The sequence below is a fragment of the Paenibacillus sp. FSL R10-2734 genome (genome assembly GCF_037963865.1).
In the GTDB taxonomy this organism is placed as follows: domain Bacteria; phylum Bacillota; class Bacilli; order Paenibacillales; family Paenibacillaceae; genus Paenibacillus_AQ.
Map to the genome: position 1 here is coordinate 716,846 of NZ_CP150170.1, position 22,564 is coordinate 739,409.

Genomic DNA, 22,564 nt, shown 5'->3' on the forward strand with positions numbered 1-22,564 from the left:
TTATGTCTTCACTCCATCCACTCGCATTCGATAGCCATAGCCCCAAACGGTTTCAAGAGGCAGGTCTTCCATTTTACGACGAAGTCTTTTGACTAAATCGTCAATCGCTCGATCGCTGCCGAAATAGTCATCCCCCCACACTAATGTTAACAACTCATTGCGCGAAAAAGCACGATTCGGCTGTGCTGCTAAGGTATGAAGCAATGAAAATTCTTTTACCGTCATTTCTATCTCTTTAGATTTCCAATACACCAGACGACTATCTAATACTAAGCGAAGCTCATCGATGATGAGATCGTTTGATTTTGAAAAAACTATATTCTGTTCTGATTTTTCAGTAAGAGAGTTAAGCCGATGGAATAAACGATTTACTCTTGCGACCAGCTCGCGTGGGCTGAAAGGCTTAGTTAAATAATCATCGCTTCCCAGCTCAAGTCCAAGTATCTTATCAACTTCCTCATCACGAGCAGAGATCATAATAATAGGAACTTCGGCTTCCTTGCGAATTTGTTTGCAGAATTCATAGCCATTCATACCTGGAAGCATGATATCTAGAATCCACATATCCGGGCGCTCTGTGTTCCATAACATGAGCGCTTCTTCTGCTGAACCTAATGATATAGTTCTGTAGCCTTCCTTCTGTAAATAATTCTCAACTATATCTCTTATATGACAATCATCTTCAACGATTGCGATTTGATAGTTCTTCATCAGGCAGACCTCCTAAACAATACATCTATTATTCTAACAAAGTTGTTCTTTCAAGCGGGCTTTTCCATACTTTTTCCACAATTGCTCCAAATTAATACCGAAGCTGATCTATAGAATAGTTATTTGTACGGTAAATATGTTTCATTTTGCTTGTATGGACAAGCTCGAAAGGAGGGAGAGGCTGTGAGAATTTCATATTTGGCTCGCAAGGAGATTCTTGTGGCGTTCTGCTTTCTTACTCCCAGTTTGATTGGTTTTGCGCTATTTTATTTGATTCCGTTTGGTCAAAGTGTTGTATTTTCATTTGAGAATCCCAGTGGTGAGGTAGGCTTATCGCTTGCCAATTACCAAAGCTTACTCGCTAGCTCGTCCTTTCAAAAGGCGGCAGGGAATACATTCTGGTTCACAATAATTGGTGTTCCGATCCTTATTCTGTTGTCACTTGCTCTTGCTATGCTGCTTAACAAACGAGTCTTCTTTCGAAACTGGCTGCGCACCTCTTATGTGCTGCCACTGGTTGTTCCAGTAGCGTCAATTGTACTCGTATGGCAGATCCTATTCGATTGGAATGGTTTTTTCAATCATGCATTAGCGTGGATTGGATTTGAGCGGATTGATTGGATGAAATCAGAGTGGGCACAAGGTGTCATAATTTTCATCTATGTATGGAAAAACATTGGCTATAATGTGGTTCTGTTCTTGGCCGGGTTGCAAAATATTCCTGATCAATATTATGAGATAGCAAACCTGGAAGGCGCAAGCTGGGCTCGTAAGCACCAGATCACCTTGATTTATTTAATACCGACGGGATTTTTAGTGATGCTAATGTCAATTCTGAACTCATTCAAGGTATTTCGAGAAATCTATTTAGTTGCGGGTGACTATCCACATGACAGCATCTATATGCTTCAGCACTATATGAACAATATGTTCCTATCGCTCGATATTCAGAAGCTGTCGGCTGCAGCTTTCTTAATGGTGCTCTGCATTCTAGTCATTGTGTTGATGCTCTTCCGAGTTGAACATAAGTTCCGTTCATTTATGGAGTAAAGGGAGGGGTGTAAATGAACAAGAAACAGATAAGAACAATGCTACTTACTATTTTCTTAGCCGTAATCGCGCTTGTAATGCTATTTCCTGTTGTACTGACAATGGTAAGCTCCTTGATGACAGAGAAGGAAATTGTGCTGAATTACGGCATGTTAGGTAATACACAGATGAACGATTTTGTGAATTTGAAGCTGATTCCAGATTGGGTTTCGCTGGAGCAATTTTATAAGGTGCTTATTTCAACCTCGCAATTTCTTCGTATGTTTTGGAATTCTGTATTCATGGTGTTTCCAATCATTATAGGCCAGGTCGTGGTGGCAACATTAGCGGCATTTGCATTTGCCAAGCTGCGGTTTCCTGGCAGAGAGCCTTTATTTATTGTGTATCTGATCACGATGCTCATGCCGTTCCAGGTCACGCTTGTGCCGAACTATATCATGTCCGATCGACTAGGGCTGATTAATAGTCCAAGCTCCATTATTTTACCAGGGATATTTGCGGCATTTGGTGTGTTCCTGCTCAGACAATTTATGCTCCAAATTCCAACGGCATATATGGAAGCAGCCCAAATGGATGGGGCGGGCTATTTTCGATCCTTTATCAGGATTGTCCTGCCTATGGTGAAACCCGGCATGGCAGCGCTTGTTGTTCTGCTGTTTGCAGATTACTGGAATATGGTGGAGCAGCCCCTGATCTTTCTGCAGGATGCCAATTTGCAGCCCTTGTCCATTTTTCTATCTCGTCTGCAGGAAGATGCGCTTGGGGTATCCTTTGCTGCTGCGGTCTTGTATATGACGCCTATGATTCTCTTGTTTCTTTTGGCGGAACGGTATTTTATTGAGGGCATAGAGCTTTCTGGAATTAAAGGATAGGGGAAATGAGATGACAAGCACATCTAAGCGACAACGATTAACGGCTGCTTTGTTTGTATTGTTCTTTGCGATATTGGCTGGTTTGACTTTCTTTAGCAGCACACTCGAAACGATGACGCTGCCCAAAGTAGTTACGGAGAAACTTACCTCGAAATCATTAGTTCATCAGGTTAAAGGGAGTGGAGTCTTAACGCCTCGGAAGCAGGTGGATTTGTTGAATGAGTCTGGCTCTAAAATTGTGAAGGTTCATGTAAAAGAGAATGCTGAGGTTAAGAAGGGGCAAAAGCTCGTGACCTTCGACAGCTCTGATCTGGATGAGCAGATCTATCAAGAGGAAACGGCGCTTAAGAAACAAAAGCTAAATCGGGAAATTCTCGAGGAGGATATGCTCAATGCATTGATAGGTGGTGATGAACAAGTGATTGCCAAGGCTGAGCGAGCTCTTGAACTGGATAATATGGATCTTGAACTGGCGCAAAGAAAATTAAAAAAGCTGCGTAAAGAAAAAGCGGATAAACAAACGCTGACTGCCCCTTTTGATGGAAAAATCACAAAGATTACAGCAGAGGATAACATGGATGCTTCACAAGGGGGGACAATTCTAACCTTAATGGATAGTGGCAAGGGCTTCGAATTTTTATTTGCTGTCGAGTCGGAGAATACGGCATTATTCGAGATTGGATCTAAGGTTTCTGTTCGATTGGCGAAAGACAATACATTGGTTAACGGTGTAATCCAAGAGATTAAAGCTGCATCTAAAGAGAACAGTGAAGATTCATCCGAAGATACTGGTTATCAGGTTGTCGTGTCCGTCTCTGATGATGGTCTTCGAGGCGGCGAACAAGTCAGTCTAGATATAAAGAAGGAGTCAAATGAAAAAGGTTATGTGTTACCAAAGAAATGGGTTCATAAAGATACAACAGGAAGCTACGTCTTTGTAATTGAGGAGAAGAAAAGCTCACTCGGCAATACGTTTAATGCTCGCAAGGCCTATATTATAACAGGTGATTCAACAGAGGATGAGGTTGTAGCTGTGAGCGGCTTAAGTCCTGATGATGAGATCATTATTGAATCAAGTGAACCACTTCAGGAAGGTAATCGAATCCGAGTATATTGAAGGGAATGAATGAATTTGAAAAGAAGATGGGTATTGCCCTTATTAGCAATGATAGTCGTATTTTCGGGATGCTCTAGTAGCAGCGTGGGATCAGGTACAGAAGGATCATCTAATGAACAATCAGGTCAGGATGGCAAGAAGATTGAGATTGCGACCATGGCGGTAACTCCTTATTTAGATGAGGCGGTTAAGCAATATAAGAAAATTCGCCCAGATATACAAATTGATATCAAAGAGTATCTAGCTAGACCTCAAACGGAGGAAGGTACATCGAGCGAATCATTCTCAAAAAGCGATGTTGAGAAGTATATACAAACGGTTAGCACACAAATGATGTCTGGCAAAGGGGCAGACATTATCGTAATGAACGATCTGCCGCAGGACAAATATGTCGCCAAGAACATGCTGACTAATTTCTATGATCTGATGGATCAGGACTCAGAATTTGATCGAAATCAGTACTATCAGAATATCTTTAAAAACTCTCAGGACGGTGATGGTTTGTATGCCATGCCATTCTCATTTGTCATCGACGCGCTTACTGGGAATACAGAGTTGTTAGAACAAGCTAATATTAAAATTGATGATCAGACCTGGACATGGGATGGGTTTAAAGAAATTTCTAAGAAGCTAAAGGAACAAGTTGGTGAGGATTATGTGGCATTTGTTAATCTATTCCCGATTCAAATGTTGGCGGAATATATAGAAGCAAATTATGATAAGCTCATTGATCAAGGTCAAGCTAATTTTGATTCCGATCTGTTTCGAGATATGATGAAGCAAATCAAAGCGATGTATGATGAGGGCGTACTTAAAGATGAATTTTCGTACGATTATTCTAAAACTTTGTTCAGCAAAGCAAACCTTTTTGATCCAATGTCAGGCCTCTCTCAAGTCCTTGATCCAAAGCTTAAACTATATCAAAATCCAACAGTCAATGGTGAATATAATGGAACTCCATTTAAGTCGTACTTCACTTTAGGCATAAACAGCAAGTCTAAGGTTCAAGCTGAAGCTTGGAAATTTATTAAGTTCATGCTTTCCGAGGATATGCAATCTTCAGCAGTGGTACAAGGCTTTCCGCTGCATAAGGGAGTAGTAGAGAAACAGCTTAATGAGGCTAAGCAGCAGGCAGTAGCAGGAACACTACCTCTTCTAGAACAGAAGTTTGATGCTGAGACTGTAGAAAGCAAGATCCAAGAATTACATCAGCTTATAGATGGTGCAAGCAGGAATTTATCTAGTGATCATAAGGTCGTTTCAATTGCAATTGAAGAGTTTGATTCATATATGAGTGGTCAGAAATCCGCTGAAGACGTCAGTAAGCTGATTCAAAACCGAGTGAATACTTACATTAACGAGTAACAAGACCGTCCTAATGAGGCGTTCAATCATTTATCGGTGATTGAACGCCTTTTGTTTACTTGAAGTAAGCTTGCAATCGTTTCTAGACTTGATGACCATATAGAAAAATAAGAAGTTTATTCTGGATGGAGTCCAGAAAGATTTCTTTTTCATTCAGCCGCTTAAAGTTCTGACTCTCATAAAATCCATAGTTACATCTGTTATCTGTATATACGTAGATCGAATCTACACCCATACTTCTCATGTAATTGGACAAATGGTGCATCAGCGTTTTTCCCACGCCAAGACCTCTCGATTCCTCGGATACAATAAACAACTCGATATAACCTTGAAAATCGTCTTCTTTGCCTTGAATAATCTCTTTATACGTATGTTGAACCTTCGCCAGTTCTTTAGCGGACTTTTTATTTTCTTTATTCGCAGTGATAATTTTGAAGAAGGCATTTGCAAGACTTAAGAAATTATGGGTTTTGGCTAAGCGATGTTTATCTTTTTGGGCCTTGCCCAGAATAATACCAATGACTCTGTTGTCTTTTACAGCGACTTTGCTGAAAGAACTGTCCAGAATACAGCTTTGCAAATAAAGGTTCAATATGACATCTAAAAACTTTTTGTCTTGAACAAGGTCATGGATACCGAACGCTTCATCAATTAATTCTTTGATGCGGTCATAATCGTCTTTCATAATCTCTCTATAGATAACCTCAGGCATGTGAATACACTTTCCTTTCTTAGGGTGACTTCCTTTATAATGAGCATAAGGTCTCCCCTAAGGGGAGGGTCAAGGATGGGTATGGACAATGTAGCGAAGGAGGGGCTTAAATGAAAAACCTGTTCTCGATCGGCGAAGTTACCAAAATAAAAGAGGTATCTATAAAAGCCCTGAGATATTATCACAAAATAGGCATCCTGGTTCCAAGATATATCGATCCCGAGACAGGTTATCGGTATTATTCCATAGATCAATTCATTTATATAGACGTCATTAAAGGCTGCCGTTCTTTTGGTACCAGTATTAAAGAACTTCAGGAGATTTTTAAAGAAAGTAACACTGACAAATTAATCGAATTTCTGCAACTGAAGAGACAGGAAGCGGAAGAAAAGCTGAAAAAAGTGACAGAGGTTATTCAAAATATTGATAATTTAAACAAGAGTGTCGAGTCCTCAAAAGAAATCTTGAATCAGGATCAGATTGTTATTCAGTTTTTTGAGAAGCGTTATGTGTTGACAGTCCCATGCAGAGAAGCCGGGAGTCTTAAGGAACTGTTGTATTATTCAGAGTTGGAGAAGATCATACGGAGTCAGCACAAAAAAATGACCATGGAGAGAGGCATTTTGTACAACCTGAACGTAGAGGGTGAACTTGAACCCCGATATGTGTTTCATGGTTTTGAAGGGGACGAAAGCACAGAAATCAATTCACATGTGCAAATCCTTCCGGAAGGAAGGTATGTAACTTTGGCTTATCGTAAGGAAAACGAAGTGGAACGCGTAAAAAAAGTACTATACTATATAGAACAAAACAGTCTGGATGTAAAAAATTATATCGAGATAGAGTTATATAACGATTTGTTCGATACTGATACCTACAGTTGTCAAATCCAAATGCTGATCGAAAATGATCATAAATAGAAGATACATGCCCGAACATCAAAAAGGCAGGACTCCCATTGGAAGGAGGCCTGCCTTTTTAAGTTTCTCAAATAAGATAGATTACCCTTTAACCGCCGACCCAACCGTAAGCGCATTTTCTACTTGCTCGCTGAACAGCATGTAGATCAGGACGGTAGGTAAGCTGGCAATGGTCATTGCTGCACCCATTGCGCCCCAGTCGGTTGTGAATTGGCCCTGAAAGAAGAGTAGGCCAAGCGGCAGCGTCTTCAGGCTCTCTTTGGTGATCAGGATAACAGCCATAGTGAACTCATTCCAGGAGTTCAGGAAGATAAATATAACCATGGTGGCAAGCGCCGGCTTAATAATTGGGAGCATGATACTGAAAAATGTCCGGTAAATAGAAGCTCCATCAATACATGCCGACTCTTCCAGCTCGTTCGGAATACTCCGGAAGAAGCCATAGAAAACAATAGAGGTAAAGGATAGGTTAAAGGCAATATACGGTACAATGAGCGCGCCATACGTATTAGCTAGATGAAAATCTCTGACAAGAATAGCTAGTGGGATCATAATGACCTGAATAGGGATGAACATGCCCACCATAATGTAGGTATGTGCGATTCCTCGTAGGCGCCACTGTAATCTTGCCGCAGCATATGAGAACATGACTGCCAGGATGATCGCTCCAACAACGGTTGCCGCGGCAACAATCACACTGTTCATGAAGTATACTGGTACGTTGTATTTCGACCATGCCGATGCATAATTTTCAAATCTTAAATTCGTTGGGAATCCAAACGGATTCGTTACGAAAATCTCATCATTATTTTTTAATGAGTAAAAAATCATCCAGAGTAAGGGATAAACAGAAAGAATCGCATACAACCACATGAAGCCTGTGACTGGTAGATTGTTTTTGCGCACTTTCGTTATGAGCCAGGCCATATTTGTACACTTCCTTTAATAGATAATTCGTTCTCTGGCAACCAGACGGTTAATGATCAGTGTTGCAAGAAGGCATTCAATAACCAGAATAGCCGCTGCGGCACTTCCATATCCGAACTCTCCGACACGGAAAGCGGAACGATACATTAAATAGGTAAGTGTATAGGTTGAGGTTCCTGGTCCACCACCGGTCATAATATACATATTTGCAAAAGCATTTAGCCCACCTGTAACCGCAAAGACCAGACAGAATTTATACGTTTCAGCCATCATAGGAATCATGATTTTGCGAATCGCCTGTAGCTTGGTTGCACCATCAATACGAGCAGCCTCCATGTATTGCTCTGGCACGGATCTTACACCTGCAAGTAATAGAGCAAAGTGGTAGCCCATGTACTGCCAAGCATTGACGAAGGCAATGGCGAAGATGGCGGATTTGCCGCTAGACAACCAATCCTGCTGATAATCAATTCCTAACACCTCAAACAGCTTATTCATCAGACCATATTCGCCGTTATAAATGGACAGCCATAATTGACAGACCACCGTAATTGACAACACAACGGGAATAAAATAACTAATTCTAAGGAACCTACGACCTTTAATGGCTCCATCAGCTATGGCAAAGGCTAGAATTGAAGCGATACCAATCTGAGTGACAGTGATAATCGCTGCGAAGATCAGCCCATTATAAACAGAGGTATGAAATACGCTGTCGGCAAACAAATTCTTATAGTTGGTAAGTCCGATGAAGGTTCCTTCCGTAAGGCCATCCCATTCATATAAGCTGCGGAAGAAGGTCTGCATGATAGGATAGAATACCATGATCGTATACACAAGGAGAGCTGGCAGTGTGAATATTGCTATAGCTAGCTTGTTCCCTAAAAATTTCTTCATTATTCCACATCCCTTGCTGATAGCTAGACAATTTTAATTGTTAGAGGAAGTAGACCCACCCAGTCGTCTTTAAAAGACGACAACGTTATTTATGTTTTCGGGGCTCCCCGCAAAGTACCTGAATCAGCGTCGAAGCGTAGCCTCACTTTGTGGGGTTATATTGGGTGGGTCCTGATTAATCATTTGCTTATTTAGCTGGTATTGCTTTGGTTACGTCTTTAATGAATTGATCCACGCTATAACCGCCGGTCATCAACACTTGTGTTGCATCTTCAATAGCGGCTTTGAATTTGGCATCGGAGAGACCCCAGTCAAAGGCAGTTGTACTGGTGATTTTCGAAATATCTTCGGAAAGCTTCTTCATCATTGCCGGATATTCAGTCACAATTGGTTTATCAACTTTAGTAGCCACAAGCGGATTACCACGCTCTGTGTATTTGAATTCAGCATATTTCAAGGACAGGAAGGCAGCTACTTTGGCCGCTAGCTCAGGATCTTTAGTGTCTGGGTTAACGGCATAGCCACCAGGATTACCGCCACCGACAAAAGCATATTTGTTCGCTTCATAAGAGGCTGCGTCCACACCCGGGAAGTACATCCAATCTACCTTGTCTCCAAGCTTCTCCGTAGAGGTTGAGATTTCCCATTGTCCATTTAGGAACATTGCTGCTTTACCTTCATAGAACAAGGATGCTGCTTGATCGAAATTCAAGTTGGTTGCACCTTTAGGCAGCAAGCCGGCTTGAACCAAGTTATAGATTTGTTCAGTTGCCTGTTTGTACGCTGGGTCGCTTGGAGAAGCATCGCCGCTTTGCAGCTTCAGAATACCTTGCGGCTCTACTCGTGTAGCGAACACATCATAAAGGGCAACCGTAGGCCATTTCTCCTTGGCAAATAGCGCGAGTGGAGTAATGCCTGCTTTAGTAAAGGTTTGTACGGCCGTCATCAGCTCGTCATAGGTGGTAGGAATTTTGACGTTATTCTTCTCGAATATTTCCTTGTTATAGTAGAGAAGCATGAATTCATTGCCTGCATAAGGATAGGCGTAAATATGACCGTCATCGCTGATTAAGGTATTCATAGTACTTGGGAACATCTTGCTCTTGAAATCATATAAATCAGCGTATTTGTCCAGCTCCAGAATATTGCCAGATTTCTTGAAGGTATTAATAATGTCTGTGCCTGCTTGGTAAATATCAGGAAGGTTGCCGGTTGCAGCGTAAGTCTTGAGCTTCTGTCCGTCATCTTGTGCCTGTATTTCTAGCTCTAGCTCGACATTCGGCATTTCCTTCTTCAATTCAGCGACAGCATAATCGTAAGGCAGCTTCGTGTCATCATCGGCATATTGAGCATAAATGCGCAGCTTAACTGCCTCTGCTGGTGCAGCTGTTGCTTCTTCCGTCACAGCTGTTGAATTGGTATTTGTTACATTTGCAGTATCTTTTGTATTGCTCGTGCTGTTATTCGCTGATCCGCAAGCGCTTACAAACACTAGGCTTAAGGCAGCTAAAGATGTTGCGATTTTCTTCATTTGTGTGACCCCTTTCAATATTGTTTCTGTGTTAAGTATAGTAAGAGCCCACCCAATTGATAAGGCAAAAACTGCGTGCTTCTGGTAATATCCGCGCAGCAGAAATTACTAGTTCCTTTTTTTCTCATACTCGCTAGGGGAATATCCGTAGAATTTCTTGAAGCTTTTGCCGAAGTATCCTGCATCATTATAGCCAACGCTCTCGGCGATGTTAGATAAGCGCAGTCCGCCACGCCCTAGCAGTTCTTTGGCTTTTTTCATTCGAAATTGTGTAATGTAATCACTTAGTGTCATGCCAAATTCTTTTTTGAATACAGCCCGAAGATAACTGGAGTTTATGAATACATGCTGAGCGACCTGCTCCAATTGGAGCTCGGGATCCGGGTAACATTGCTCGATATAGGCCTTGGCGGACTGAGCAATTTTCGCAGCTCTTGTATTCTTATACTGACCCGTATAGCGCATCGATTTATGAAACAATTCCTTAATCCATTCAAAGGTTCTATCTAGAGACTCAAACTTGCGGATTTCGTTGTATGGGAAGAAGTTCTCTCCGAAGCATTCTTCTATCGGATGGCCCGACTCTGTGATATAGGCGAGATTCACACTGATCAGACCTATGCAAATGACGTATACATAATCAATTGACAGCCGTCTTTCGAGGATGGAGTCAAATACATGATCTAGAATTTGCTGCACTCGCTCAGCATTTCGCATGCGAAGTTCAATAAGCAGTTCCTCATTGACCTCTATAGGGTAAAAAGCTTGCTTTCCAACCTCTGCGGCAACCGATTCGTAAGTGATCACGCGGTCATGGCCGAGAACAAACTTATTCTGCAAGGCCACAAGCGCCTCCTGATAAGATTCGGAAATGTTCTTGAACCCTTCTTTACTGCGCCCAATCCCAATGGTAATAGTGAAATTGAGATATTTCTTGATTAATTCGCCAAGCTTCCTGTATCCGTTCAATGAAGGTGTTTGATTGGACTGATGATCTCCATACTCAACGAGCACGATAATCCGGCCTTCCGGACCGTTGAAAATATGATGCTTCCAGCTCTCGTCAAGCGCTTCGTTCAGGATGTTCGTAACGGCATATTTCATCAGCATACGTTCGCTTATTTTTTTCCATTTAAGATCAATATGATCAATTTCAATACAGGCAACAACAAAAACTGGATTCTGAATATGTATGTTAAACTTTTCAAAGCGCGTAATGATCTCTTCATCGGTAAGCAAATAATCTCTGCTAATGATTTGGTTCAGAAAGCTTTCCTTCACCGACTGCTGATTTTCTTTATACGTAAGATTCTCCTGTTGAACCTTCCGATGCTCTTGCTGCAGCTTAAGCAGGGTCAACATCAGCTCATCCTTGGAAAAGGGCTTCAAAATATAATCCTCTACGCCCAGCTTAAGTGCTGTTCGCGCATATTCAAATTCGTTATGTCCGGTAATCAGCACTATGCTCATTTCGGGATATAGCGCCTTCAGCTTTTCGGTAAGCTCCAAACCGTCCATAAACGGCATTGTGATATCAATTAGCGCAATATCGATCGGATGATCGGCACATAGCTCAAGCGCTTCGACCCCATTTTTCGCTTCTACAGTAATTTCAAAACCGAGTGTGTTCCAATCCAGTGTTCTGCGCAAGTATTCACGAAAAATAATCTCATCATCCACTATCATCACTGTCTGCATTATGTTATTCCCCTAACTCACCCGGTAAGGAAGATCAAGTGCGATCTCTGTCCCTTGCCCGAGTTCACTTGTAATATGTAAACCATATTCATAGCCAAAATACAGCCTTATACGTTCGTGAACACTGCTTATTCCATAGCCCACCGGCTTTTCCTGACCCTTCATGGCAGTCTCCAGTGTGTGCAGTCGTTCTTCAGACATCCCTACACCGTCATCTTTGATTTTCAGAATCACTCTATCTTCTTCCATATATCCAATGATCGTCAATTCACCAAAGGTGCCTTTTGTCTTAAGGCCGTGGTAAATAGCATTTTCTACAAGTGGTTGCACGGTAAGCTTAGGAATGATACAGGAGAGAATTTCCGGTTCAATTTCGATCCTGAAGTCGAATACATCTGAATATCGAATCTGTTGAATAGATAAGTAATCGCGTACGCTATTTAACTCTTCCTGTAACGAGATCTGGTCCCTACCATTACTTAAGACAACTCTGTAGAAATCGGCAAGTGCCTTGGTGGTCCGCTGTACATCTCTTGATCTTCCCATTTCCGACAGCGTATAGATTACATCAAGCGTATTGTATAAAAAATGAGGCTTAATCTGTGCTTGGATCAGCGCAAGCTCATATTCTCTCTTTTCCCGCTGCTCTTGTCCGATGTTGCTTAGCAGCTCTTCCACCCGATTCATCATAATATTAAAGCCGGAGGCCAATATCCCGATTTCATCTCTGGATTGAACTTCCAGGTATTGATCTAGGTTGCCCTCATTCACATGCTTCATATGGCGTGAGAGGTTGATAATGGGCTTGGCGATTAGGTTGGATAACATGCCCGCTCCGAGAACTGCAAATAGCAGACACACAAAACCCATAATAATAATCAATTGGGTAATTGTTTTGGTATCCGCAATCAAATGGTTATAAGGGACCATGGAGATCAGCTTCCAGCCGAGTTTAGATATGTCTGCTCTGACCAGCAGCATTCTTCCTGAAGGCGAGGACTGGAGTAAGTTCTGTTCCTCCGAACCCATTACCCAATTTCTTAGCGCACCTTCGGGTAATGGATGCAGCACCTCACTCTCTGCCATAGCTGACACGACTACCCCATCCGGATTGACAATGATGTAGGATTCATCTTGAATCGCACCGATATTGCGATAGATATTTGAAAAGGCATCTTCACGCACATTCAGAATCACATAGCCCAGCGTTTCGCCGGTATTAATGTTGACGATTCGTTTGCCAAGAGAGAGCACAGGCTGCTCTGGGCTTGAAACCAGATAGCTGCGACGTTCCATGGGAAACCAAACGTTAGAGCCGCGGGAGTGCTCCAATCTGCTGATCATTCCGCTTGTAGCGACACGATCAGCATTCCTTTCCATTTCAAGGTTGGAGCCATAGACCACGCCGTTTGTGCTGATAAAGGCCGCCGAATCCACATCCGGAAAAATCAACAGCGCATAGCTTAATTGGTTAGTAATTTGGGTGTAGAGATGCAAATCCGACACTTGCCCGCTATTATCGGAATGTTTCTCGACGATAACTTTATTAAGATTCAAAGTCAATATATTGACGGCGCTCTCTGTATTCGTCAGCATGCTGTTTATGAGTGTAGTAATTAAAGTGGAATTATCTGAGATACTGTTCACAGTTTTCTTGACGATAGCATCGGTATATACCCGATAGGAAACAAAACCAAGAAGGAATAATGGCAAAATAATCAAAGGAATATAGACAAACATAATCTTTTTGCGAATCAGCACCCTGCCGAACCACTTCGCCGGATGAAAGCGATCAATAAATTTCATAGTACTCCTCCGTTTCAACACTGATTGTAATTTATTGTTGTTCATTTAGGTATAAATTTCTGTACAGCGATTGGGAATTGAACGTAAAATCATAGATCAAAAAGAGGAGCCTCGTGTGTAGTGACGAGTCTCCCTTTTATTTAAAAATTTATGTATGTTTTGAAGGATTGAATGAACTAACTGGGCTCGCGTAGGCATTCTTTTTTTAAATAAGCAGCAAAGCTTTTGATATTCATCCGTATGTGCCGATTATTACCCTCGAGCTTACTCATCATGATACCGCCTTCCATGATGGAAAGGGAGAAGGTAGCTAGTGCCTCAATATCGAGGTCTGCTTTGAATTCACCGCTTTGTACACCTTCAGCTATGATTTTCTTTTTGGATTCCAGTGTGCCTATTAGGGCTTGCTGGGCTTTTTCACGTAAGCCTGGATGGCTGTCGTCGCTTTCAATAGCCGTGTTGAGGAGCGGGCAACCCCCAATGAAAGGTGGCGCTTCAATTACGTTCTCGTACACATGTAAATAAGCTAATAGCTTGCCAGAGGCCGTCTCTTGCTGACTAATGGCATGAGCAAGTTGGGCTCCGACAATACTGCCCGCATAGCTAAAGGCTTCATATGCAATTTCATCTTTACTGGAAAAATGACGGTAGATACCGCCTTTCTTGATACCTGTCAACTCTGTTATATCAGATAAGGAAGAGCCCGAATATCCCTTCTGGTTAAAAAGTTCAGCGGCTTTAGCTATGATGTAATTGCGAGTTTTCTCACCCTTTTCCATCGTGATCCTCCGTCCTTAATGGTATATGTACACGTAGTATATCAAATCAATTTATTCTGTTGCAAAAAAAGGCAGCTATGCTATTATAAAAGATACCGATTGGTATCTTTTATAATAGACAGGGGTGGAAGCGACAATGGGAACGACATGGTTTAAGGAATCCAGGTATGCATGGATTGGATTAGGATCTCTCTGGATTATTGGATTTATTGGTGCATTGACCCGATTCAGCTTGTCTTTTTTTCAGGTGCAAATATCAACGGATTTACAGATTAGCAGAGGTTTCATCTCAATGGCATGGTCCACCAATTTATTCATCGTAGCCGTATGTGCACCTTTGGGGGGCTGGCTCGCGGATCGTTATGGGACAAAGAAGATACTAATGTTAAGTGCAATCCTGAGTACTTTGGGTACTGGTATTGTCGTGTTAGGCCACCATCCTATTGTCTTTTTTATTGGATACGGTGTTATCTCTGGTTTGGCGGGTATAGGGGCGACGACGAGTTATATATTGATGTTTGAATGGTTTCGGCATCATCGGGCTAAAGCAATGGCTTTGCTGGCAAGTGCTTCTTCTGTAGGATTAGCGATTATTACGCCCATCTTCGTATCCGTGGACTGGCTGACTTGGAAGAATGCCTTTATGGCTTCTTTTATACTAGGTGTCTGTGTGACACTTCCTGTAATTTGGTTAGGAATTAAGAGCTCACAACAGAAAAATACGGAGAAAGCGCCATCAGATCGTTCAATAGAAGTCGAAGGTCAAGATATATTACCTAGAGTAGCTCCATAGCCCAAGAAATTTAGCCATCTTCCTATCATTATCGTGGTCGCGATTGCGCTGTTCACCTGCGGTATCAATATGGGATCTGTTGAGATGAATTTGGTAGCCATACATCAGTTGGCAGAAGTATCACCAAGCATGATCGCCCTATCTATGAGCATACTTGGTATTATGGAAATCACAGGGGCGCTCATTTGCGGCTATTTTCTGGACAAATACAATAAATTAATGATGATGTCTCTATTGTATGGCATACGTATTATAGGCTTTGCTTTTCTCTTTATGCACTTGGGAAGTTCCCCTATTCTTTTTGCTATAGCGTTCGGAATCACCTACTTAAGTGCATTGCCGGGTGGAATGCTTGTCATCAATGAGTTTGCAAAGGGTAAAGGAAAACATACCGGTGTTCTACTTCTCATGCACCAGGCCGGCGGTATAGTAGGTGCATTAATCGGAGGCCTATCCTTCGACTATTTTGGGGATTATCAGAACTTGATTGTTGTTAACGTTATAATCTGTATCCTCGTAACGCTAGGGTACTTCGGATTATTCACGACACATAGAAGGAATCATCGGATTCAAAATAAGAAGGTTGCTGTAAGTGAGGCACTTTGACTTAGATATGAGCTGAGAATGATGTGGTTGTTCAGCCGTAAGTTAGAGCTAAGAGGGATATAGTAGCGCTTTTGCAGGAATCATCCCATGTTTTGTTGAATACCTCTGTAACCGTATTGCGTATTCAAGATACGTAGCTACAGGAGGAGAACTACATGAAATCGACTACCGTTCAAAGCCTTATAGAAACGTTTAAGCTGGAAGTGCTTGCAGGTGCTAGCTGCATGGATCGTGAAATCACTCGTTCAAAGACGCATAGACCTGGCCTGGAATTCGTGGGTTACTTTGATTTTTTCCCAATGAAGCGAGTACAAGTACTGGGCTGCAAAGAAATCAATTATCTGTTAACACTAAGCGTTGAAGAGCGCAGGTTACATATTGGTAATATCGTCAAATATCATCCGCCATGCTTTATTGTGACGACAGGTCAGCAGGAGATTCCTTATTTAACGCTATTCTGCGAGGAAGAAGGCATACCGTTGCTTCGGACGCAGGAGACGACGACAGAGTTTATCGCGAAGATTGACACTTATCTGTTGAAGGCGCTGGCGCCAGAGCTTTCCATTCATGGGGTATGTGTAAATGTGTCCGGCATAGGTGTCCTACTCAGGGGCAAGTCGGGGATTGGAAAAAGCGAAACCGCGCACACGCTCATTAGAAGAGGCCATCGGTTTGTGGCGGATGATGTCGTGGTGCTTAAAAAGCTGGGACCGGCGACACTTCTCGGCACACATAACGAGACGACCCGAGAGTTCCTAGCGCTGCGCAGTATCGGTCTAATCAATGTTGTACGCCAGTATGGGCGTAGAGCTTTTCAGGAAGAGACGCGAATCGTACTCGATATTGAGCTGTCTCCATGGCGAGAGAATTCCTTGAACAATGAGCTTGAGCTTGAACCCAAGTTCACAGAATATCTCGGTGTCCAAATTCCGCATATTGAAATCCAGCTTCAGCCCGGTCGCGACGTAGCGGGCCTGATCGAAGCGGCCGCTAACAACTGGTATCTGAAGCAGCTTGGTTATAGCGCCGTTGAAGAATTCATGCAGAGGATCGAAAACGGGCAAGGCAATGAAGGCTGCTGAAGAAATTCTGTATACGTAAACAGACCGCAGATAAGCTCTGCGGTCTGTTTTTTAACTAAATTTTGCCTTTGATGCGCTATTGGCTGGGCATAGGCTATAAATGGTATAATTTCTAATAGGTATTTAGAGTGATCGTTACTAGGAGGAATAAATGATGAGTGATGAGCTTTTAGCAAAACTGGATACGTGGCATGAAGAAGATGAATTTCAAGAAATCGTGGACGCAATAACGGAAATTCCTGAAGAGGAAAGAGATTATGAACTAACTAGTCATTTGGGTAGAGCGTTCAATAATCTGGGGCAGTATGAAGAGGGGTTAGAGCAGTTTTTGAGCATTGAAGAAGAGGGTGAGGATGACCCGCTTTGGCATTACCGTATTGGTGTTTCCTATTACTATCTGAAGCGATATGAGGACGCTTTAAAAGCGTTTACTGCCGCAGATGAATTGGAGCCTGATGATGAGGATACCTTGGAGTTTCTGGGATGGATCCGGCGTAAATTAGCCAAAAGAACTGCAAAGAAGCCAATGAACAAACCTGTGAAGAAACCAGTAATGGCGTTCGACTTCTCGGAATTTTGGGATGACAGCGAGTATGCGTTAGAGGAATATGTTTCTGATCCACCTACGGATGAAATGGTAGCTTCTGTGCAAGAAGAGCTGGTCTTCAAGCTGCCTGCTTTCTATGTGGATATGATGAGATTACATAATGGGGGAATTCCTCATAACAATCGGTACACCCATTCAGAAACAGGAGAAGCAATTACGATTTCGGGTATCCTGAGCATTGGGCGAGAAAAGAATAAGTCACTATGTGGAGCCTCCGGTAGCCGGTTTATGATTGAAAATGGAGGTTATCCTGAAGTGGGTGTAGTGATTTGTGATTGTCCTTCTGAGAATGAAGTAATTATGCTGGATTACCGCGAGTTTGGAAATGATGGCGAACCTGAGGTTATTCATGTAGATCGTGATAACAAATACAAGATCACACGCTTGGCTGACAGCTTTGAGACCTTTATTCGCGGACTCACGAATTAGTAACTCTACACTAACAATCAATAAAAGTGCGTAACGCACGCTCAATAAGGCATTCCTTACACGGGAGTGCCTTTCTATTATGAATATAGGGGGGAGTTCGGTGTTTCCTGCACTTTGTCCAATTTCCATAGAAGAATATTCAGGTAGATTAATTGTGTTTGATGGTGTAGATGGTGCGGGGAAAACTACCATGATAGAGATGTTGGCTGACAAATTGCGTTCCGAGGGTAAGGAAGTATTATTAACTATGCAGCCAACGCCAGAAATGCGGCAGCTTTCTATTTTTAGAACCTTTGTTTATGAACCGGAGCAACGTCATCTGGTAGACTATAATGCTCTACAAATGTACATGCTGGCTGATCGGATGCAGCATTTCAAAGAGGTCATAGAACCGGCAATGCAAAAAGGGATCTATGTCATAAGCGATAGATACATTTATACCATGCTAGCAACGATGGTAGCGCGTGGGCATTCCCCAGAACCTTGGATGGTAGAACTGCTACCGTCCATCCGCCGACCTCATTTGTCATTCCTTATGGATGTGGACTTAGAAACGAGCATTGAACGAATACGGAAGCGTAAAACCTTCGAGGACTCTTACGTAGAACGCGAGCATTTAAGGAAGAGCCTCGAAAGCTACCGGACTGTGGCTCAGCAATTTGAGATGCATGTAGTATCCTCAACAGAGCTTGGAATCGATGCTGCCTTTTCCAAGATTGCAGCTATTGTTGGACAGCTGTAGAGGTAGTTCAATAAGTTGATGGTGTTGGGGAACCCCACTAATCTAAACACAGAATTTCGTTTGTTTGGATCACATTTACGCGGACGAAGTCGCTATCGGACACAGCTGACCTTAAACGCAGTTTTTTCGCATATTTGGAGCGCCATCGGACCGCATGGCCGCTATTGGCACAAAAAACACCAAATATGAGCCTCTTTTTAAGGAATAGCTGCACTGGAGTCCGAAACTACGCATAAAAGACCAAAAACATGCGAATAACGTCATCTGGGTCCGAAAACCTTAGTGGACGTGTGCGACTCGGCGACTTAGCTGAAGGTGAAGCTGATTCAAAGTTGTTAGGCTTTAGCTAGCCGAAAATCTGCCTTGAATTAGCAAATTAACTACTTCGAAAAACAGAGCAGCAGTTCTCCAATAACGGAAAATCGCTGCTCTGTTTTCTTTTTAATCCACTCACTTGTCGCTATGGAACACCTTAGACTGAAGTACATCCAGCGCTCGGTTGATTTCCTCCAGTTCTTCATTGGAAGAATCCTTAATCCGGTCCAGGAAACGTTCGCCGATCTGCTCAAAAGCTTTGTTCATCATCGCTTGTCCAGCTTCAGACAACCGAATCATTTGCTTCCGCCGATCTTCTGCGACATCCAGCTTTTGGCAAAGATTCTTTTCTGTCAATTTCTTGAGCTCACGGCTCGTGTTCGGCATAGAGATATTCTTGCAATCGCTAATTTGACTGAGAGTAACAGGCTGGCTGACCGCAATATACTCCAGAATACTATATTGAACGGGTGTAATACCTTCCGGTCTAACATCTTTGGTTAAGTCGAATGTTACTTCATGGACTGCCGTCGTAAAGGTCACAAATTTATGAAAAAACGCTTCTTTGTCCATAAGGATCACCTCTTAGTTAAACCTTAACAAAATAATTATCATAATACAATTATCATTTGACAACTAAATAAAGGTTGTGATACGATTTTGTTATCAAATGATAATTAAAGAGGTGGAGCAATGAACGTTTTAGTCATCTATACACATCCAAATCATAAAAGTTTAAGTTATGCTTTTTTCAATAAAGTCATTCAGGGAAGTAACGAGAATGCTCAGATCACGAAGATCGAGGTGCTTGATCTATATGAAGAGCAGTTTGATCCGGTGCTGGTTTTTAATGAAAATAAACGCAGAAGAGACATGCATATCGATCCCAAGCTAGAGAAGTATCGTGAGCAGATTCGTCAGGCCGACAAGATTGTGTTTGTGTATCCGATCTGGTGGGGCCGGCCTCCCGCTATGCTGCTCGGATATATTGATCAAATGTTTGCCTCTAATTTCGCTTACAGAGAAAAGGGCGGGCTCATCCCCGAAGGGCTGCTGAAAGGAAAGTCGGTAGTTTGTATTTCCAGCATGAAGGGGCCAACCCTTTATCCTTTATATTGGTTAAATAATTCCCATAAAGTACTGATGAGAAAAGCATTGTTTCAATATTGCGGCATCAAAAAAGTGAAGTTTTTCGAGTTTGGGAATATGGAGAGTCCGAAAGGGAAGCATGACAAAAAGCTAAGTCAGGTCTACAAATATTTTAGATCCGTGGCACAATAGTCTGAAATGGATCTATCAAGTAACCCCATCGATGAATGATTCAAGCTAACGATGGGGTTCTTATCTAATTGTGCATTGATTGTCCGAAATAAACCAGAATACAGACGACGGCGATAAAGCAGAGGAGTAACCAATTCGCTAGCTTCATTCCCATCTAAACCTTACCTGCCTTGATCATTGTTAAGTCTTCGCCATTTACTTTCTTGATTAAATTCATTACTTTATGGGCTCCTCTGCCGTTCTCATAAGATTTCATTCTATCTTTGTAAGTAGAGCGGTTCCCATATAGCTTCATAATCGAATGAACAAAGCTTTGAGTGGTCATTTCCTCTTCAAGTAACATTTCAGCAAATCCAGTTTGTTGAAAATATTGTGCTTGGGCAAGTTGGCCAGAGCGGCTCCCACCATTCGTGTGGGGAATCAATAACATTGGTTTTTGCATCGAAAGAAGCTCCATCATAGCGTTTGAGCCTGCACGAGATACGACAACATCGGCCATCGCTAATAAATGCGGCAGCTCGCAGCTTGTAACGAACTCATACGATTTGTAGCCTGACATAGAGAGGTGGTAATCCACCTTTCCCTCCCCGCAAATATGAACCACTTGAAATTTATCTATCAACTCAGAGAGTACATTTTTCACCATTTGGTTAATGCTGTGCGCTCCTTGGCTTCCTCCCATAATAAGAAGAATAGGCCTAGCAGAGGTAAATCCGCAAAAAGCTAAACCGCGTTGTTTATCCGCTAAATTGAATTGCTCCTTCAAGAGCGGTCCCACATGAACGGCCTTGAGAGAAGCAGATTTGGTTACAGTAACCAGAAAATTTGTACACAGATGAGTGGCAAACGGAAGTGAGATTTTATTAGCTAGTCCAAGATTTAGGTCTGGTTCATAAATAATTATGGGTACTTTGTTGAGTTTGGCCCCTATCACAACCGGTACAGAAACAAATCCACCTTTAGAAAAAATCACATTTGGCTTGATGGTTCGTAGAAGTCGATAAGATTGAAAGATGCCCTTCATGATCTTGAACACATCGGTCACATTGTTCCAATCGAAATAACGTCTCAATTTTCCTGTGGAAATGGGATGGTAGGTTACCTCCTCCTTATAGTCAGACAAAAGCTTGCGCTCAATCCCTTGTTCGGAACCTATATAATGGATGTCCCAATCCTCGGCTAGACATTTAGAAATCAACACAAGATTACCGGATACATGCCCTGCGGAGCCTCCACCTGTAAATACGATTGAAGTATTCATGCTAGGAACCCACCTTGTTGTAGCATTTCTTTTATCGCAGGTTTACTCATCAGAGCATGGTTCGAATCATAGCTTTGGAAGTCCACGGGAGGGCAAGTGGCATAGGCTTCTTGTAAACCTTCGATCGGAAAAGGAGGGAGAATCACATAATAGTGATCATCCAGATGAATAGAAGAGGTGCTCTCGAATTCCGAAATCAGGGCCTCACTTAAGCTTTCACCGGGACGTATCCCCGTTTCCTTGATTTGGATTGTACTAGTTGATAAGTCGTCAATTAAGACTTGGGCAAGATCCTTAATGCTACAAGCAGGCATCTTGGTCACAAAGACTTCTCCGCCTCTGCTTTCTTCTGTCGCTTTAAGGAGTAGAGTAATCGCATTATCTATGGTTAAGAAAAAACGAGTCATTCTAGCATCTGTAAGGGAAATGTCTACCCCATTCGCAATACTTTGTTTAAAAATAGGAACCACGCTGCCCGTTGAGCCGAGTACGTTACCGCTTCTCACACATACAAACTGAGTTTTGGTTTGTCTGAGATTGGCATGGACCATTAGCTTTTCGCCGAGTGATTTTGTCATTCCGTAGGTGCTCGATGGATGCGCTGCTTTATCGGTCGAGACATAGATTACTTTTTTTACACCATGTTTAATAGCGGCTTGAATCACATGCTGAGTTCCGAGAACGTTAGTCTTCATCGCACTGTCTGGCTGTTGTTCACAGATCGGCACATGCTTTAAGGCCGCTAAATGATAGATATAATCTACCTGATGACAAGCCTGCATGATTTCATGCTTATCACGAATATCACCAATGATAAACGTTAGTTTGGGATTATGATGGTATTCCTGTTGTAGTTCTACTTGAAGAGATTCATTGCGGGAAAATAATCGAATTTCTTTAGGGTCTCTTTCCAATAATCGTTTCACGAGTTGTCGTCCCCAAGATCCGGTTCCCCCAGTAATTAATATGGTTGTATTCTGCACGGTTGTTCCTCCTATGATCTTAGCTACAAAACAATCATAGTATCCGTATGTTACGTGAATATGGCAAAGCGAAAGCCCCC

The 22,564-nt window shown here is 42.3% G+C and carries 22 protein-coding genes; 11 read left to right on the plus strand and 11 right to left on the minus strand.

Translation table 11 applies throughout. The features are described from left to right. Complete coding sequence (locus tag NSS67_RS03300; protein WP_339318290.1) at positions 1-711, minus strand: response regulator transcription factor; 711 nt, start codon at positions 709-711, stop codon at positions 1-3. Between the two features lie 183 nt (positions 712-894). Between NSS67_RS03300 and NSS67_RS03305 the strand changes: the two genes are divergently transcribed. Genes NSS67_RS03305 through NSS67_RS03320 form a run of 4 tightly spaced genes read left to right on the plus strand, consistent with a single transcriptional unit; the run spans position 895 to position 5,115 of the window. Continuing rightward, entirely contained in the window at positions 895-1,761 is an 867-nt protein-coding gene (locus NSS67_RS03305; protein WP_339318291.1) for a sugar ABC transporter permease, read from the plus strand. 14 nt (positions 1,762-1,775) lie between these two features. Further along, a complete protein-coding gene (locus NSS67_RS03310; protein WP_339318292.1) occupies positions 1,776-2,633 on the plus strand; it encodes a carbohydrate ABC transporter permease in 858 nt (285 codons plus the stop codon). Positions 2,634-2,643: 10 nt separating this feature from the next. Continuing rightward, on the plus strand, positions 2,644-3,750 hold the full coding sequence (locus NSS67_RS03315) for an efflux RND transporter periplasmic adaptor subunit (protein ID WP_339318293.1): 1,107 nt from the start codon (positions 2,644-2,646) through the stop codon (positions 3,748-3,750). Between the two features lie 48 nt (positions 3,751-3,798). After that, on the plus strand, positions 3,799-5,115 hold the full coding sequence (locus tag NSS67_RS03320; protein ID WP_339318294.1) for an extracellular solute-binding protein: 1,317 nt from the start codon (positions 3,799-3,801) through the stop codon (positions 5,113-5,115). 82 nt (positions 5,116-5,197) lie between these two features. On the opposite strand, the gene NSS67_RS03325 is transcribed toward NSS67_RS03320, so the two are convergent. Then, complete coding sequence (locus NSS67_RS03325) at positions 5,198-5,827, minus strand: GNAT family N-acetyltransferase (protein ID WP_339318295.1); 630 nt, start codon at positions 5,825-5,827, stop codon at positions 5,198-5,200. A 110-nt stretch (positions 5,828-5,937) separates the two neighbouring features. On the opposite strand from NSS67_RS03325, the gene NSS67_RS03330 reads away from it, so the two are divergent. Next, positions 5,938-6,747 (plus strand): helix-turn-helix domain-containing protein, encoded by an 810-nt coding sequence (locus tag NSS67_RS03330; RefSeq protein WP_339318296.1) that lies wholly within the window; start codon positions 5,938-5,940, stop codon positions 6,745-6,747. 81 nt (positions 6,748-6,828) lie between these two features. Here the strand turns inward: NSS67_RS03330 and NSS67_RS03335 are convergent, their stop codons facing one another. From NSS67_RS03335 to NSS67_RS03360, 6 genes are all read right to left on the minus strand, one after another. Further along, entirely contained in the window at positions 6,829-7,674 is an 846-nt protein-coding gene (locus NSS67_RS03335) for a carbohydrate ABC transporter permease (protein ID WP_339318297.1), read from the minus strand. Positions 7,675-7,689: 15 nt separating this feature from the next. Further along, positions 7,690-8,571 (minus strand): sugar ABC transporter permease, encoded by an 882-nt coding sequence (locus tag NSS67_RS03340; RefSeq protein WP_339318298.1) that lies wholly within the window; start codon positions 8,569-8,571, stop codon positions 7,690-7,692. Between the two features lie 187 nt (positions 8,572-8,758). Beyond that, positions 8,759-10,102, minus strand: a complete 1,344-nt coding sequence (locus NSS67_RS03345) for an extracellular solute-binding protein (RefSeq protein ID WP_339318299.1) — start codon at positions 10,100-10,102, stop codon at positions 8,759-8,761. Positions 10,103-10,210: 108 nt separating this feature from the next. Further along, positions 10,211-11,800 (minus strand): response regulator, encoded by a 1,590-nt coding sequence (locus NSS67_RS03350; RefSeq protein ID WP_339318300.1) that lies wholly within the window; start codon positions 11,798-11,800, stop codon positions 10,211-10,213. Between the two features lie 12 nt (positions 11,801-11,812). After that, positions 11,813-13,606: a sensor histidine kinase gene (locus tag NSS67_RS03355; RefSeq protein WP_339318301.1), complete on the minus strand. Its 1,794-nt coding sequence runs from the start codon at positions 13,604-13,606 to the stop codon at positions 11,813-11,815. Between the two features lie 176 nt (positions 13,607-13,782). Further along, positions 13,783-14,385, minus strand: coding sequence for a TetR/AcrR family transcriptional regulator (locus tag NSS67_RS03360; protein WP_339318302.1), 603 nt, complete (start codon positions 14,383-14,385; stop codon positions 13,783-13,785). A gap of 136 nt (positions 14,386-14,521) precedes the next feature. Here NSS67_RS03360 and NSS67_RS03365 point away from each other — a divergent pair, with 136 nt between their 5' ends. The 5 genes from NSS67_RS03365 (at position 14,522) to tmk (ending at position 18,644) form a co-directional block, all read left to right on the plus strand. Continuing rightward, positions 14,522-15,178, plus strand: coding sequence for an MFS transporter (locus tag NSS67_RS03365; RefSeq protein WP_339318303.1), 657 nt, complete (start codon positions 14,522-14,524; stop codon positions 15,176-15,178). 33 nt (positions 15,179-15,211) lie between these two features. Continuing rightward, entirely contained in the window at positions 15,212-15,784 is a 573-nt protein-coding gene (locus NSS67_RS03370; RefSeq protein ID WP_339318304.1) for an MFS transporter, read from the plus strand. A 155-nt stretch (positions 15,785-15,939) separates the two neighbouring features. Continuing rightward, positions 15,940-16,866: an HPr(Ser) kinase/phosphatase gene (gene hprK / locus NSS67_RS03375; protein ID WP_339318305.1), complete on the plus strand. Its 927-nt coding sequence runs from the start codon at positions 15,940-15,942 to the stop codon at positions 16,864-16,866. 154 nt (positions 16,867-17,020) lie between these two features. After that, positions 17,021-17,902, plus strand: a complete 882-nt coding sequence (locus tag NSS67_RS03380) for an SMI1/KNR4 family protein (protein WP_339320490.1) — start codon at positions 17,021-17,023, stop codon at positions 17,900-17,902. A 79-nt stretch (positions 17,903-17,981) separates the two neighbouring features. Beyond that, positions 17,982-18,644: a dTMP kinase gene (gene tmk, locus NSS67_RS03385; protein ID WP_339318306.1), complete on the plus strand. Its 663-nt coding sequence runs from the start codon at positions 17,982-17,984 to the stop codon at positions 18,642-18,644. Positions 18,645-19,094: 450 nt separating this feature from the next. Here the strand turns inward: tmk and NSS67_RS03390 are convergent, their stop codons facing one another. Next, positions 19,095-19,532 carry a MarR family transcriptional regulator gene (locus NSS67_RS03390; protein ID WP_339318307.1) on the minus strand — a complete coding sequence of 146 codons (438 nt, stop codon included), beginning with the start codon at positions 19,530-19,532 and terminating at the stop codon, positions 19,095-19,097. Positions 19,533-19,652: 120 nt separating this feature from the next. On the opposite strand from NSS67_RS03390, the gene NSS67_RS03395 reads away from it, so the two are divergent. Further along, complete coding sequence (locus NSS67_RS03395; protein WP_339318308.1) at positions 19,653-20,240, plus strand: NAD(P)H-dependent oxidoreductase; 588 nt, start codon at positions 19,653-19,655, stop codon at positions 20,238-20,240. Between the two features lie 154 nt (positions 20,241-20,394). Here the strand turns inward: NSS67_RS03395 and NSS67_RS03400 are convergent, their stop codons facing one another. Next, positions 20,395-21,501: an undecaprenyldiphospho-muramoylpentapeptide beta-N-acetylglucosaminyltransferase gene (locus NSS67_RS03400; RefSeq protein WP_339318309.1), complete on the minus strand. Its 1,107-nt coding sequence runs from the start codon at positions 21,499-21,501 to the stop codon at positions 20,395-20,397. Beyond that, a complete protein-coding gene (locus NSS67_RS03405) occupies positions 21,498-22,484 on the minus strand; it encodes an SDR family NAD(P)-dependent oxidoreductase (protein WP_339318310.1) in 987 nt (328 codons plus the stop codon). The genes NSS67_RS03400 and NSS67_RS03405 overlap by 4 nt, the downstream gene beginning before the upstream one ends. Between the last annotated feature and the right edge of the window lie 80 nt (positions 22,485-22,564).